Below are 15,931 nucleotides of genomic sequence, written 5' to 3'. Positions count from 1 at the left end.
TTGAAGAAAGTATAAGAGCACTTATCGGAAATACTTTCAATGATTATTTAAATAATTTTAAAAAAGCAAGAACTAATAAAATAAATAAAAAAATTACAAAAAAGTTAAATGAACATAAAGGTAGTTTATCTCGCGGTATAGAAAATTTATTTTTCTCAGAATTAATAGATTTAGTTATTCTATTAGATAATAAATTAAAAAATGATCTATTTGAAAATTTAAAAATATTTATATAAAAACTTAGAAGATATTAAAAGTTTAAGAAATGCTTTAAGTCATCATAGACTATTATTTATTTATGATGATTATTAAAATTTTATATTGGAGATAAAATTTTTAAAGCAACGTTGACTAATAATAAAATAAATTTATCTAAATTAATAAATATCTTTTATAGATAATATCTAATTACGAAATCAATTTAAGCTATAAAGATTTGAAATGTAAATATTGCAATAAAATATTTGTTATAAATATAAATGCACAAGGGAAAAACACTGAGTAAAGAAGACAATTATTAAAATATAGTATTTTTATTATATAAACCAAGGTAAAAATAATAAAAAAATTACAAGTTACCAATTTTTTTTATATCTATGACAATGATGATAAAGATTTAGATGAATACACTATTTTGAATTACATAAAAAAATTAATGAATTATAATAAGACTTATTGAGAATATATTACGCATATAACGCAAACCCTTATAGAACAAAAGTTAAAAGTTAATATTTAAAAATAAAGCAAGAATATGTTTGAAAGTTTCTTGTTATAGTTCTTGTTCATAATTGGAACTCAAAAAATTATTGAGAACAAGTGAATAATTGAATTGACTCTCTACATATTCAATTGAGAAATAATTTAATATTAGCATCACAATTAGAGATAAGTCTAATAATTATAAAATAATAAACTATAATTAGTTTTGTTCTGTTGCACTACTCTATTTAAATCGTTTGGTGGTGAGTTGCTTTATAAAAATGTAGTAGATAAAGCTGTTATAATTTTTATTTGATCATTAAAGATCATCCTTTTTTGATGGCAATAATAGAACAGCATTACTTACATGTATCTCTTTTTTAAAATCTTGAGGTTTTGACCTTTTAAAGATAAATAAGTTTGAAACTATAAAAAGATTTAAAAACGTTATGGTTAATGTAGCATAGTAAAACCAGAAGATAAAAAAAATTTTAAAAACAATTCATAAGTTTATTTATGAAAATATTATAATTAATGTTGAATTTCAAGCCTGGATGTTAGAATAATATAACATTGAGATTTTGAAACTATGTTGACTAATTTAAGAAAATAATATATACACATTTTATAGAGGTAAAAATAAATATAAAAAAAAAAAAAAAATAATGTTTTTATTGAAGATTTGGATAAAAACATCGAAACTTGATGTGATATTACTTAAAAAATAAATTTTAATAAATATTTTTAATAAAGTTTTTTATGTTTCTAAGACTTATTTAGATCAAAAGTCAGTGTTTTAGGGAAACAAATTTTATAAACACCCCATATAAGAGAAATTATTAAAGTTTTATCAAAGCAATAAAACAATTTATGAAAAATTCAGTCCAAGCCTATAAATAAGCTTGGACTGAATTTTTTTAATCATAAATATAGTCCTTTATTTATATAATATTTGTTTTTTGTAAGCAAGTTTATAATAAAAATACAATATGTTAACATATATTTGTTATATTTTCTTATTACGCAAACATCAATTACTATATTTTTAATTATAATTTGTCAAGTATGCAAAAATTTTTTATAAGAATACTTCAAAATTATTTGAATTTTTTCTATATAGAATAAAACGATATGAGCATATTCTTAAAAAACTGCACCAAAATTTGTTATTTTCTTTAGATTGGGTTAGAGAGTTTTAATAATGGAATTTTATTTTAATTATAACTAATGAGTCTAAGTTATTTTTAAACTGTTTTTTTTAGTTTTTTTTGCTCATACTAATTACTAACTTTTAATTTTCTTTCATTATATTTCTTAATGAAGAATAGCTGATTGTATCTTTTTAACGACTTTTTCAATAATCTAACATTCTAAAATTATAATATTTTAATTTATAAATTTTGATTTTTTATAATTTTTAACTTTTGTATACATGTCTTTTTGCACTTGTGTTTATGAATTTTAGATTATTTAATAAACCTTTTATAACTTCTATTTTTTTTTTTTTTTTAATTATATCTATTGCAATTTCTCAAACAGTTTACGTGCCAGTATATTTTATTTTGACATAATGACTTGTTATTCATAATTTTGATAACAGTATTTGTAAAGTGAAAGTACTTTCTTTTAAATTGAAAATATAATAAATGCATATTAAAAATACTAGAAAAGAGGAGATAACAAATGAAAAAAATATTATACTTATTGTCTACTATAACTTTAACAGCATCAATTGTATCTTATGTTGTTGCTTGTTCTAAAAAAAGTTCACAAAAGGAAAACGATCAAGATAGCGAAAAACTTCCAGAATTGCTAAATTATGATATAGCTCTTGTGGATTATTTAAAAGAAGTAAGTGAAATTATTAATTCTGAAATTAAACGTGCAAGTGAAAATTGATTTCAAGAAGTAAATTATGACTCTAGTTATTTATTTATTAAACCTAAAGTAATTAAAATGATAGATGGTATTAATGAAGAGTCAACAACATCATTAAAAACTATTTTTGAAAATCCTAAAAACAATGATAAAAAAGTTGAGTTTTTAAGTGATTTTAAAAGTTTAATTAATTATCAAAGAATAGTTGAAAGTATTATAAAATTAAAAGGAAAAGAAAAATATAGTATATTGTTAAATAATGTTAATGATAACGAATTATTTTCAATTGATGAAGATAAATTATTAACAAATGAAGAGGGCGGAATTAAATTTTTTGAAACAGATCAAGGAAGCTCAAATAATTTTAAAAAAAGAAATGAGTCTAAAGAATCATACATTAGTATAAATGTAAAGTTTAATTTTATAATAAGATATTCTGAAAATAATAAAACACAGTCAATTAAAGAAGATAGAACTTTTAAAGACTTTGATTTTAATTTTATTTCTACTTCAAATAAAGCGCTTACTTATTTAATAAACAATAAAGTAAAGGAATTAAAATATGCATTTTTAGGTGCTGATAAATTTAACACTTTAATTAAGAAAACAAATTTTGTTGATGATGATAAATTTATAACAAATAATAAAGATGAAGTAAAAAGTTTAATAGAAGAAAAGTTTAGTGAGAAAGGATTTAAAAAAGCAATTTCTGATAAAATTAAAGAAACTACAAATTTAAATGAAAATATAAATATTGATTTTAGCAATGATCCAAATCAAAAAATTTTTGAATTAAATGATAAAAATTTAAATGCTGATGGTGAGTATTGAGATTACTCATTAAAAGCTACAACTAATAGTAAATTCAAATGAAAAAACAATGATAATTATTCAATAACTCCAAATTTGATAAAAAATGAAGAGTTGTATAATTATATTTTCAAAAATATTTCTATAGAAAAAACAAAAGATAATTATGATAAATCTTTATATGATTATGTAAAAAATAATTACAAAACTTGATTAGCTGATTACTATGCTAGTGTTTCGAATGATGAAGAATCAAAAGACATAAAGGCTTTAAAAAAATCTACAAACATGGGATTATTTAATATTAAAGGATTAAAACTAAAAATTAATAATTTTTCAGTTGACTTAAATGAATTTTATATTGCAGTAGGATATCAAGTTAGTGATGAAGAAATTACAAGTCCTGATTTGAATGAAAATTCTGTAATTTTTAAATCAATTATTGCAAACTTACAAAAAGGAATAGAATCTTATCATAAAACTTTTGGAATTGAAAATACATCAGATGAATATAAAATAGCTGCTTTTAGTGGTGAAATATATGATAAAAACCTATGAGATAGTTTTGATCAAAATTATATTTCTGGTTTATATAGTGGTGAATATAAAGGCGTTGCTATGATGCATTGACAACTTACTTTAAAAAGATTTAGTAAAGTTTTATCACTTGATGTTTCAAATAGAAGTGATAATGGACTTGAAATTCAAGATACAGCAAGAAAATTTTTATTAAAAGAAGGCAACCAAACAATATATAATTGAGAATTTTTAACAGAAACATTAATAGGTTTTATATTAAAAAATGAGATTAATGGTGATCCTGATACAAATGGATTTTATATGTGCAAAATTTATAAGTTAGGTGATGAAACATCAGATATAAGATTTAAGTTAAACTTTGTCGATGTTACATTTACTACTGATAAAATTTGAAAATTACATGGAAGTGCGTCAGAGATGTATAGAGATAAATCATTTATTGAAAATACAAGAAAAAAATAATTATATTTTTATAAAATATTAGAGCAATTTTTAATTATGTCTTAAATAATAGACTTAAAAAAGATTGTTTTTTATTTTAATTTAATTATATAAATTGCTTAAAAAAATTAATATTACATCTTTGTAATATTAATAATAGCACTAAGCAGTCTAGTTTTATTAAGATCACAAACTAAATATACATTAATAAATTAATTACAAAAAAACATTTGTAATTAATTATTAATATGTTAAATATTATCTCGATTAATTGGTGATCACAACTATACATTTTGTTTTAGAATTATTAATTGTTATTATGGCAATTAAACATAAATTAAAGCTATTATTTGAATGTTTACAAGAAGATCTCACAAACTTTCTGTCTAAAAATTTTTACTTATATGATTTATTTTGCTTGCAATTTATAAGCTAAGGTATCAAAATTTTAACTGTAAGCGATTATGTCAGAAACAATATATTAATAAATACTTTTTATATTTTTTGTTGTTATTTAATATTTATGATTTTAAATATTTTTTTTAATTGTTTCTTCATTACCATAAAGTTTATGATGACTACTTATATTAAATTATAAATATCATTGTCAATTAAACAATAATATATTTTAGCTTAAATTTTTATAGCAATAATATTTGTATTTTTGGTTTAAATATAGATGTTCATAACTTGAACAAAAAAATTTTTTAATTCAAATTCTTTTTAGCAATTTTCTTTGCAGGGTGCAAGAGTTCTATCAACTAAAAAATTTTTAGGGTATAGAGGTAATTTTTATAATATTTTCAACAATTGAAAAATAAATTGCAATTGAGTACGCACCCTTCAAAGTCTATATTTATTTTTTAGATACACATTTTAGAATATCAGTTAAGTGTTTGTGAAATTCAATATGTAAAAGGTTTTTTCTAATTATAATATTGACTCTATTTTGTGTATTGTTTACAAAAATAACTTGCTGATTTTTTTGTGGATTTTATCAATTATAACGTGTGTGATTTTTAATCAACAAATAATATTCTTTTGGATTTATGTTGTTAAGTTTGTTTGATCAATATTTTATAACTTATAATTTTGTGTCAAATCCAATTTTTCTAAAACTTTTACTTCGAAGAATATTTTCTTTACAGCTTAATTACTTGATGTTTAGAAAATAATCTAATAATTCAACCAAACTTTGGTAATTTAATCATAATTTTCAATATAATATAAATAGATAAACAAATTAGTTTTTCATGCTAACTGATTAACTTAAACTAACATATTCTTTTGTTTAGTCTATATTTTATGCATTAAAAATAAATAAAAATAGCAATAAACTCATATGTAAAAGAAGGTAATCACATGAATCTCAGAGAAAAACTTATTTTAGTTTTAAAAGAAACTCATAATCAATTAAAAATAGTTATAATAAATAATTTATTAGAGTGTTTTGATAAAAATATTTTTCTTCCAATTCAAACAATTTCAAATAATTGTTTTGTTAGTAAATCTGCAATATCTAAGTTTTGTAATAAACTTGGTTTTACAGGTTATAGAGAATTAGTAAGTAGACTTAAATTTGAAAGAGAAAATTATTTAAATATTCTAGATAATAAAATGGAAATTAAATCATATGATGATACAAAAAACTATTTTATAAATTGTATCAATTTTTTTGATAATTATAAAGAAAAACTACTCACAATTGCTGAACTTATTAAAAATGATACTTATATTGTTGCTTCTAATCAATTAATTAATCAAGCAAAAATACTTTATTTTTATTTAAATAAAAAAGGTTATAAAGTATTTTTTACAGAAATGCTTGTTGCTAACTACAATTTAGATATAAATTTAAAAAACTCTACAGTTTTATTTTTAGTAGGAGGAATGGAAGTTGGGGGTATATTTAATGTTTATCACAAAATAAAATACAACAATAATATTATTTTCCTTACAAGTACTGCTTTAAGTACCAGAATTGATAAATGTGAAGTCAAAATAATTTTTGATTTGAATAATTCATCAACTAGTTATTATTTAAGAAGTATATTAGTAGGTTATTTAATAGCTCAAATAATAAATATTGTCAACTAGTTTCTTTTTTAGAAACTAGTTTTTGATTTAATTGGTTTTATAGAATAAATTTCTAGATTTTGTAATTATATACTCGTAGGAGGATGAATGAAAAAAGTAGAAATATATGCACCAATTTCAGGTTATTTAAAAAACATCGCAGAGTCTAGTGATAATACATTCAGATCTAAAATGTTGGGTGAAGGTTTTTTAATAATTCCTGATGGGACCGAATTGCATAGCGTATTTAATGAGTCAAGTATAGAGATGATTTTTGATACTAAACATGCATTTTTTGTTAAATCAGTTTATGGTCCAAAAGCTTTAATTCATATCGGAATTGATACGGTTAAATTAAAGGGAAAACCCTTTCATTTTTTAAAAAATGAACACGACTTTATCAATTTAAATGAAGTTATTTTAAAAATAGACTATGATAAAATAAAAAACAATAACTTATCTAATGAAACCATTGTTGTATTTGAAAATATAAAAAAAGTTATTTTACAAAAAAGTGGAGTGGTAAAACAAGGTGAATTAATAGGTTATATAGTTATAGAAGATGATATTGTAAAAACTAAATTTGAACAAAACGAAACAAAGTTTTTAAAAGCAGCAAAAGAAATATTAAATTTAATAGGGGGTAAAAGTAATTTTTTAACCCATTATAATTGCATGACAAGACTTAGATTTTCAATAAATAATAAAAATTTAGTTGAAGAAGATAAAATTAAAAAATTAGTAATTGTTAAAGGGATTAACTGAAGTGGACAAGAATTGCAAATTATCATTGGAGGAGAGGTTTATAAAGTTAAAGAAGAAATCGATAAACTAAACAATGAAGATATCAAAATAGAAATTAAAAATACAAAAAAAAGTTTTAAAGATAAAACATTAGGTTTTATAAGTGGAGTAGTAGTCCCAACTATACCAATTATTTTAGCAGCAGGTATATTAATGGCTATAAAATCATTATTAATACAGTTTAATGTCATTGATGATATTAAAAATTATGAACAAATGAAGAATGCAAAAATATTTTCAGCTTTTATATACATAATATCAGAAGTTGGTATTGGAATGTTAGGTATATTTTTATGCATTAGTACTGTTAAATATCTTAAAGGAAATATTATTGTTGGAGCATTAATTGGAGTTGCAATCGCTAGTCCTTATTTAATGTGAGGGGTTAACTATACTTTATTTGAATGAGGATTTTTAAAAATTAAATTAGGAGGTTATTATAATTCTATAATTCCACAAGTTGTTGCAGGATCATTATATGTATATATTGACAAATGAGTAAAATCATGAATGCCACCTTCTATAGATATATGTTTTAGAACTGCAATATCATTTAGTACAGTAATGCTACTAGTTATGTTTGTATTAGGACCAATTCTTGGAATTATAGAAGGTTTTGTTGGTGTTAGTGTTAATTGACTTGGAAATATCCCTTATGGAATAGGTACTATGTTGTTTGCACTTTTATGACAACCACTTGTACTTACAGGTGTTCATGTACCTGTTATAGTGACTGTGATTCAAAATTTACCAAGTCCATTATATGCAGCAACAGTCTTTGGGGTCTTTGGACAATTAGGTGCTGTTATTTGTATAGGTAATTGAACAACAAATTATAAAACAAAAGAAATTGCATATTCTACAATTCCTTCTGCACTTGTTGGAATTACCGAACCAATTATCTATGGAATTACTTTACCAAGATTAACACCTTTTATTTCAGGTTGTTTAGGTGCTGGTTTTGCAGGTTTAGTTACAGGATTATTAAAAATAAATGCTTCGGTAGCTGGAGGAATGGGGTTTTTAGGTGTAACAAGATTTTTACCGGGAGGAGCTTATCAAATAGGAATATTCTTTTTAGGGTCATTTATTTCTATTGGAGCCTCATATATTTTCACATTTTTGATGTACAAAGAAAGACTTGAAGAAAATCATTCAATTAAAAAAGTTAACAAAATTTTTGTAAAATTTATTAAATTAAATAAAATCATAATTAATGATAAAAATAATCAATTATTAAATGATTTAAACAAAGAGTTTAAGTTTACAAAACAAGATAAAATGTTGATTAAAAGTATAGAAAAAAAATTATCAAAATACTCTAGAATGGATTCTAAGATTAATATTTTAACAGATAAGCAAAACGAAGATATTATTAAATTAGAAAACAAAAAAGATTTTGCAATTAATAACTTAATTAAAGTAAATAATTTACAAATAAAAATTAATAAGATTAAAAATGATGCAAAACTTGAAAGTTATTTAAATATTAAGCAAAAATTTTTAAATAGTTATCAAGAAGCTTTAAAAACATTAAGCAACTTACAAGTTTTAATGATTAGTAAAATAAAAAAAACGTTGAATAAATACTTTATTAAAAATGAAAATCTTGAAAATATTATGAACAATTACTTTAATTCAATTCACTCTCTAGATATACATTTTAATTTAACTGAGTGTAAAAATAATTTATTAACTTTGAATAGAAAGAAGGTTAAAGAACATGTTTCCTAAAAACTTTTTAATTGGAGGTGGTGTTTCTGCGCCACAAGTTGAAGGTGCTTATAATATTAATGGAAAATCTTTAACTGTAGCTGATTTAAAATATTTTGAAGATGTAAAAAATCGAAAAGATATAACAAATCTAAAAATAACTAGTTCAAAAAAAATAGACTATGCTTTAAAAAATGAGTCAGATTTATACTTTCCCAAAAGAGAAGGAATAGATTTTTATCATAGATATAAGGAAGATATTAAGTTAATTGCAGATATGGGAATGAATGCTTTTAGATTTTCAATTTCTTGATCAAGAATAATTCCAAATATTGATGATGGCAAGGTATGTCAAAAGGGAATAAAATTTTATAAGAATATTATAAAAGAATGTAAAAAATTTAATCTAGAACCCATTGTTACAATTTCTCATTTTGATTTACCGTATAAAATTGTTCAAAAATATGGAGGATGAAAAAACAAAAAAGTTATTAATTTATTTACTGGATATGCAAGTGTAGTATTAAATGAGTTTAAAGATTTTGTAAAATATTGAATACCATTTAACGAAATCAATGCTACTATTTTTACTACTTTTGTAAGTGCAGGAATAATTGCAGACAAGGAAGATAATTTATTAGAAAGTTGTTATCAAGCTTTACATAATCAATTTGTTGCAAACGCAAAAACTATTAAAATAGCAAAAAAAATTAACAAAGATTTTCAAATGGGTTGTATGTTAGCTCAAGCAACTTGTTATTCACTAGATTGTAAACCTGAAAATGTTTTATATAATTTAAAAGAGCAAGAAAAAAAAGTTTATTTTTATTATGATTTAATGGTTAAGGGTGAGTACCCAACTTATATGTTAAAATATTTTATTGATAATAATATTAAAATTGCTTTTGATGAGTCCGAACTTGAATTGATTAAAGAAAATAAAATTGATTTTATAGCATTTAGTTATTATATGAGTGGAGTTAATTCTTTAAATAAAAATTTAACATCAGAAGCTAATCTTTTTAAACTTGAAAAAAATCCATATTTAAATGAAAGTGAATGAGGATGACAAATAGATTCAATTGGGTTAAGAATAACATTAAATGATTTGTGAGATAGATACAAACTACCTTTGTTTATAGCAGAAAATGGAATAGGTATAAATGATAAGCTTGAAAAAGATTTAACAATAAAAGATGATAGAAGAATTAACTATTTAGAATTACATTTAAAAGAATTAAAAAATGCAATTAATGATGGAGTTAACGTGTTTGGATACATAACTTGAACACCAATCGATGTTGTTTCATCTGCAAGTAATGAAATGTCAAAAAGATATGGATTGATATATGTTGATCAAGATGATAATGGTAATGGTTCAAAAAAAAGATATAAAAAAAATAGCTATTATTGATTTCAAAAGTATTTAAAAAACCATTTACAATAATCTATCAAACAAAATTGATTTGTAATTAAAAATTTATAGATTTATAAAAATATTAATTTAAAATTTACTTCCAAATATTGATAAGTTAAAAAAATATTATTAAAAAATTGAAGGATAAATTTATGAATATATATGAAAAAATTGATGAAATGTCAAAAGATGAAAAAAATACAATAAAACATATTATAAGTAAAAAATTATTAAATATGTTTTTAATCGGAGAATTTAAAAGCGAAAAAGATTTTTCAAAAGAATGTTTTGTTTCAGAAGCAACAGTTACTCGTTTTGCAAAAGAAACTGGATGTAGTGGTTATCGTGAACTTATTTTTAAATTAAAACTTGAATATGAAAAAACAATATTAAAAGCAAAAGAAGAAATTAAAAAGAACAAAATCAATAAAGAATTAGAAACTATTAAAAGTATGAATAATTGAGTTATTCAAAGTAAAAGTTTTTTAGATTCATTAATAAAAAATATTTTATTACAAAAAAAAATAAAGATTTTATCTTCTTGACAAAATTTAGACTCAGTAAGTTATTTTCAAAAAGTATTACAAGAGCAAAATATCTCCAGTCAAGTAATTAAAATAGAGTTAGATTATTTAGACTTAGAATCCTACTTTGATGATAATAAATGTATAAAATTAATAATTATATCTGAAAGTGATTTTAAAAATTTGGCTTCTTTGTATATTAAAAAAATAATAAATAAAAAAACTAAAAATACTTATTTAATAACAACTTACTTTAAGTTTAATAAAATTTATGATAATGATTATCAAAATAAACATTTATTAAGTTTTAATTATGACGACTCACACCATGTTCTAAGACATTTTGCTCTAATAAATTTATTCTTTTATCTTAATTTAAAAATTAATAAAAAAATATATAAATAATTTTATTAGAAAAAAAACCTAAGTAGACCAGTTAAAAAACTGGTCTTTTATATTAGAAAGGAAAAAAAATACTTTCTCTTTTTTAAATTTTAATAATAAATTTTATTTTTATGTTTTTTATAAAAAATACTTTTGACATATAATTTTATGTCTTTACTATAAATTATTTAATTACTATAAAAATTTTGAAATCAAGCATATTTTGAATGTACGTAATTGCTTGCTATCAATAATTTTCAATATATGGATAGGTTTAATTTTTTTTATTTAACCATAAACTTTGATAAATTTAAAAATGAAAAATTTAAAAGATGACAACAGAAGAAACAAAAAAAGAGATTATTGAATGATTAAAAGCTAATTATCAAGTTTTTATTGAGGATTCTGATTTAAGTGACTTAATTATTTCTATATCAAATGACGGAATGACTATGAAGAACCTTGCCCAGTATTTATTAACTTAAAATCTTAAGAAGAAAAAATAAATGAACACATAGTAGAAGTATATAACAGATTAAATTTAATGAATTATGGGTTATATATTATTTGTAATAATAATTGAGAAAACTATAAAAAAAATATAACTTGAAATAGATCTAGAAATACAAGAATTATCAAATAAATACTCTAAATCTCAAAGTAAAGAAGATTATTATAAATTAGGTTGTTATCATACTTTAAATAAGTCAAATTTATTAAAATTTTTAAACTTGTTAGATTTTTACAAAAAAGCTAATTAAATAAATATATTTAAAAAAAAGAGCAGTACTTATTATAAAAAAAGAATTACAAAATCTTATAAAAAAATCAATTGTAATAAAAGAGCATTTTGTGCTTTTTAATTACTTATTTTTTTCAAAAGATAAATTTCTAACTCTTTTATATAGATTTGATAGCAATTCTTCATCTAAGTCTAAAAGTGGTTCATACATAAAAGAGTTAATGTGAATATGATCATTAATAACTCTTAACGAACTTGTTATAACATCTTTAAATTCAGAAGGTAATTCCTTATTATTCGCTTTATATTTATTTTTTAAATTACTATATATCTCACCTGTTTCGTTGGCAAATATTTTTTTCTTTTCACTTTTCTCATCAGAATTATTACTTGTTAATTTATACATATATTTTTCTAAAAGTAACCTTATTGTTATCGAAAGTGTTAATTTTTTAAGTAAACTATCATAGATATCATCTCTTTCATTTTTAACTAATTCATCAGATACTTCGACAGCAACAGTTTCTATATTTTGATTATAATACGCTTTGTCAATTTCTAACTTGATATCATCGAAAATATCTATTAAATTTTCTCATTTTATTTTTGAAAAACTGGTATCTCCATAATAATGTAGAGCTTTTATTATTGAAGAATTATCATTTTTTATTTTTATACTATTTATATTTCTTAATACTGGCAATAATGCAATTAATATTTCATTATACTCAGTTGATTGTTTATCAACTATATTTCTAGCTTTATCTATTCAACCTTTAAATAACTTTAAACCATCATCCACATTTTTCAAAGTACTATAACCTTTAAAAAAATTCTTTAAAACAATATTTTTATTATCTTTATTTTTAACTGCCATATAAGTGTTACTTTTAGCTTTAAACTGAGATTGACAGTTTCTAATAAAATCAAAGTTGTGAGAAAAAATTATTAATTTTATTTTATTTTTAACATTTGGTACTTCTTTATATATTAACTCATTAAGATAAGATAATATAGCGTATTTATTTTTATAATCAAATGATTCAATTACATCATCTAATATAATAACCATTTCATATTCTTTATTATTTTTTTTAGCAATTTCAATCTTATAGAGTAGTTTTAAAAAATATAAAGCTTTTTTTTCTCCTGAACTAAGAGTTTCTAAAACCTTATCCTCATTATGATTGACTACTTTCTCATCTTCATAAACAAATTCAAATATGGGTACTTCTTTTAAAAGAAGAGCGTTTTTTTTATTTGTAATTTTTATTTTAAAAGGTAAGTCAATTATACTAGAAAATTTATCTAATATTTTTTCTCATACGGTCGAATATTGTTTATCATTTACTATATTTTCATTAAATTCTTCTATATCTTTAACATTTGAACTTATATTATTAAAAATATTTATAATATCTTCAAAAAAAGCTTCACACATACTTCTAAAACAGCTTTTTACTAAATCTTTATTTTGTGTTTTATCTCATAATCAAGGGTTTTGCAAAAATAATTCACTAGATTCTCTATTAGTTTTATTATTAAAAAAAAACTTTTTTACTTCTTTTACTTTCTTTAAAACATCTTCACTTCCATATATTGTAAGAACTTCTTTGTCATAATATTCTTTAAGTTCATCAACTGAAGTTATAGTTATATTCTCATTGGAATTAGTTTTTAAAATAATTTCTCCTAATGAAAAGAAATTTTTTACTTTATTTTTAAAAAATTCCTTTAAATCATTGAAATCCTCCATAGTAAAAATGTCATTTGTAAAAATACCTCTTTTCATAGTTTTTATAGTTTTAAAAAGTTCTATTCCGGGTTTTGAATTATTTAGATTGTCTAAAAAATCTTTTTTTAATGATAATAAATCCTTAGTAGTTAATGATTTAGCTTCTATTAATACATCTACATCAGTATTTACTAATGTTTTAATTAGTTCAATTTCATAGTTATCACTCAAACCATAAACTTGTTGACCTATATTTTTTAATGTAGAATTATTAGAATCAAGTTTGTTTTCAAATAACTTTTTTATTTCCTTAATAACATTTTCATTTTTTGTGAGTAATTCATTATATTTTTTAGTTAATTCATCACTTTGCAATAAGGATACAATTTGATTAATTTCAGTTAACTTTTCTTGATAATTGTTATTTTCCATACAAATTACTCGATCATCTTTGCCAACAATTTTCCCATTAGTGTAGTTTTTATTTAAAATCGTAATATCATATTCTGGATTATTACCATAAATTCTTTCTATTGGAAATTTTCCTGAAACTATATCTTTGATTCCTTTTACAAAAGAAGATTTCATCAATCCGTTTTTAGAATAAATTAATGTTACACTTTTAGTAAAGGTAGTATTCGCATCTTCAAATTTAATTTCTTTAATTCCGTATATATTTTTAAATTTATTTATTATCATTTTATTATCCTTTCAACTTATAAGTTGATTATATAAGATAAAATACACTTAAATTTGTTAAAATAAAGATGGTATATTTATTTAATAACAAATAATTATATATTTTAAATAGTTTTACCAAAATATAAATAGTGATAAAATTAGAAAGGTGACTTAAATAAATAAAAAATCTAAAAGTAATATCAATAATTATTTAATTAATGTAGAAATACAAAATTATTACTTACTAATTTTTAAAAATATTAGTTAAATAAATTATATTAGTAGTTATTAATAATATTTAAATATTTTAAATTAAATATAATTCTCTAAGTATACATTATGTTAAAAAAAACATAAAATTATACAAGGAGAATTTTTTATATGGCAAATTTAAAAGGAAACAAATCAAATATTCTAGATTTTGATACTAAAAAAGAATTAATAAATAAATACTTTAAGCAAAATTTATCTTTTAGAGATTTATCAAAAACTTACAACATATCATATTCAACAGTTAGAAGAATGTGTTTAGATTGAGAAGTTTATGGTGATGAATCACTTATTTCAAAAACTGGAAAACATAACAAACATAATGGAAAAATTAGAACCAATTCAAAAGATCCGAAAGACAAAAAAATTGCTGAACTAAACAAAAAAATAAAATGATTAGAAATGGAGAATGAGGTTTTAAAAAAGTTCAATGAACTAATGGATGATTCAGAAAAAGAATAATTAATTATTACAAAACAATAGATAAATATAAAAATAAATATACAATTATTTTTTTATGTAAATTATCAAATATAACTAGAACTAGTTATTATCGATGATGTAAAAAAATAAGCCAGAATTTAACTTAAAAGTAGATTTGAATTTAGCTTCTAAAATAAAAGAGATTTTTATGAAAAATAATGAAATTTATGGGGCGCCAAGAATAAAAATAGTTTTAAATAATATTGGAATTGTGGCAAGTTAAACTAAGATAGCTAGAATTATGAAAATTTTTAAATTATATTCAGTTATAAGAATTAAAAAAACGAATAGAAAGCCTAAAGAAGTCAAAAAAATTACACACGGCCTAATCATGTTAATAGAAATTGAACTTTATACTCAAAAAATGAGTTATGAGTTACAGATGTTACTTATATATCGTTTAATAAAAAGTTTGCATATTTAAGTGTTATAAAAGATGCAAATACTGAGTTTATAGTCGGTCATGAAGTATCTTTAAAAAACGATATTGATATTTATAAAAATCACTAGAAAAAGCTTCGCTACATAGAAAAGATATATCTAAAAAACTAATTATTAATTTTGATAATGGAATTCAGTACACATCTGTATTTTCAAGACGATATGTTAAAAAAAATAACATGATAATATCATTATCTAGACCTGGTAATTCTATTGATAATGCAATGTGTGAAACTTTTTTTCTTCATTAAAAGAAGAATGAAAAACTAAATTAAAACAAAATAGATTTA

At 21.1% G+C, this 15,931-nt stretch carries 8 protein-coding genes; 7 read left to right on the top strand and 1 reads right to left on the bottom strand.

Translation table 4 applies throughout. The annotated features are described in order from the left end of the window. Positions 1 to 2,385: 2,385 nt before the first annotated feature. The 6 genes from STABA_RS03270 to STABA_RS03245 all read left to right on the top strand — a co-directional run bounded on the left by STABA_RS03270 (position 2,386) and on the right by STABA_RS03245 (position 11,774). A complete protein-coding gene (locus tag STABA_RS03270; protein ID WP_156006501.1) occupies positions 2,386 to 4,392 on the top strand; it encodes a lipoprotein in 2,007 nt (668 codons plus the stop codon). Positions 4,393 to 5,733: 1,341 nt separating this feature from the next. Further along, positions 5,734 to 6,468: a MurR/RpiR family transcriptional regulator gene (locus STABA_RS03265; RefSeq protein ID WP_156006499.1), complete on the top strand. Its 735-nt coding sequence runs from the start codon at positions 5,734 to 5,736 to the stop codon at positions 6,466 to 6,468. Between the two features lie 87 nt (positions 6,469 to 6,555). After that, on the top strand, positions 6,556 to 8,985 hold the full coding sequence (locus STABA_RS03260; RefSeq protein WP_156006497.1) for a glucose PTS transporter subunit IIA: 2,430 nt from the start codon (positions 6,556 to 6,558) through the stop codon (positions 8,983 to 8,985). Then, entirely contained in the window at positions 8,975 to 10,411 is a 1,437-nt protein-coding gene (locus tag STABA_RS03255; RefSeq protein ID WP_156006495.1) for a glycoside hydrolase family 1 protein, read from the top strand. Before STABA_RS03260 ends, STABA_RS03255 begins: the two co-directional genes overlap by 11 nt. A gap of 122 nt (positions 10,412 to 10,533) precedes the next feature. Further along, positions 10,534 to 11,310, top strand: a complete 777-nt coding sequence (locus STABA_RS03250; RefSeq protein ID WP_156006493.1) for a MurR/RpiR family transcriptional regulator — start codon at positions 10,534 to 10,536, stop codon at positions 11,308 to 11,310. A 311-nt stretch (positions 11,311 to 11,621) separates the two neighbouring features. After that, complete coding sequence (locus STABA_RS03245; RefSeq protein WP_156006491.1) at positions 11,622 to 11,774, top strand: hypothetical protein; 153 nt, start codon at positions 11,622 to 11,624, stop codon at positions 11,772 to 11,774. A gap of 378 nt (positions 11,775 to 12,152) precedes the next feature. Here the strand turns inward: STABA_RS03245 and STABA_RS03240 are convergent, their stop codons facing one another. Further along, the gene (locus STABA_RS03240; protein ID WP_156006489.1) at positions 12,153 to 14,465 is read right to left on the bottom strand and encodes an ATP-binding protein; all 2,313 of its coding nucleotides are present in this window, start codon (positions 14,463 to 14,465) and stop codon (positions 12,153 to 12,155) included. 363 nt (positions 14,466 to 14,828) lie between these two features. Here STABA_RS03240 and STABA_RS03235 point away from each other — a divergent pair, with 363 nt between their 5' ends. Further along, a complete protein-coding gene (locus STABA_RS03235; protein WP_156006487.1) occupies positions 14,829 to 15,179 on the top strand; it encodes a hypothetical protein in 351 nt (116 codons plus the stop codon). Positions 15,180 to 15,931: the final 752 nt, after the last annotated feature.

The organism is Spiroplasma tabanidicola (genome assembly GCF_009730595.1).
Classification (GTDB): Bacteria; Bacillota_I; Bacilli_A; order Mycoplasmatales; family Mycoplasmataceae; genus Spiroplasma_A; species Spiroplasma_A tabanidicola.
This window is presented reverse-complemented; position numbering and strand designations above follow the sequence as displayed.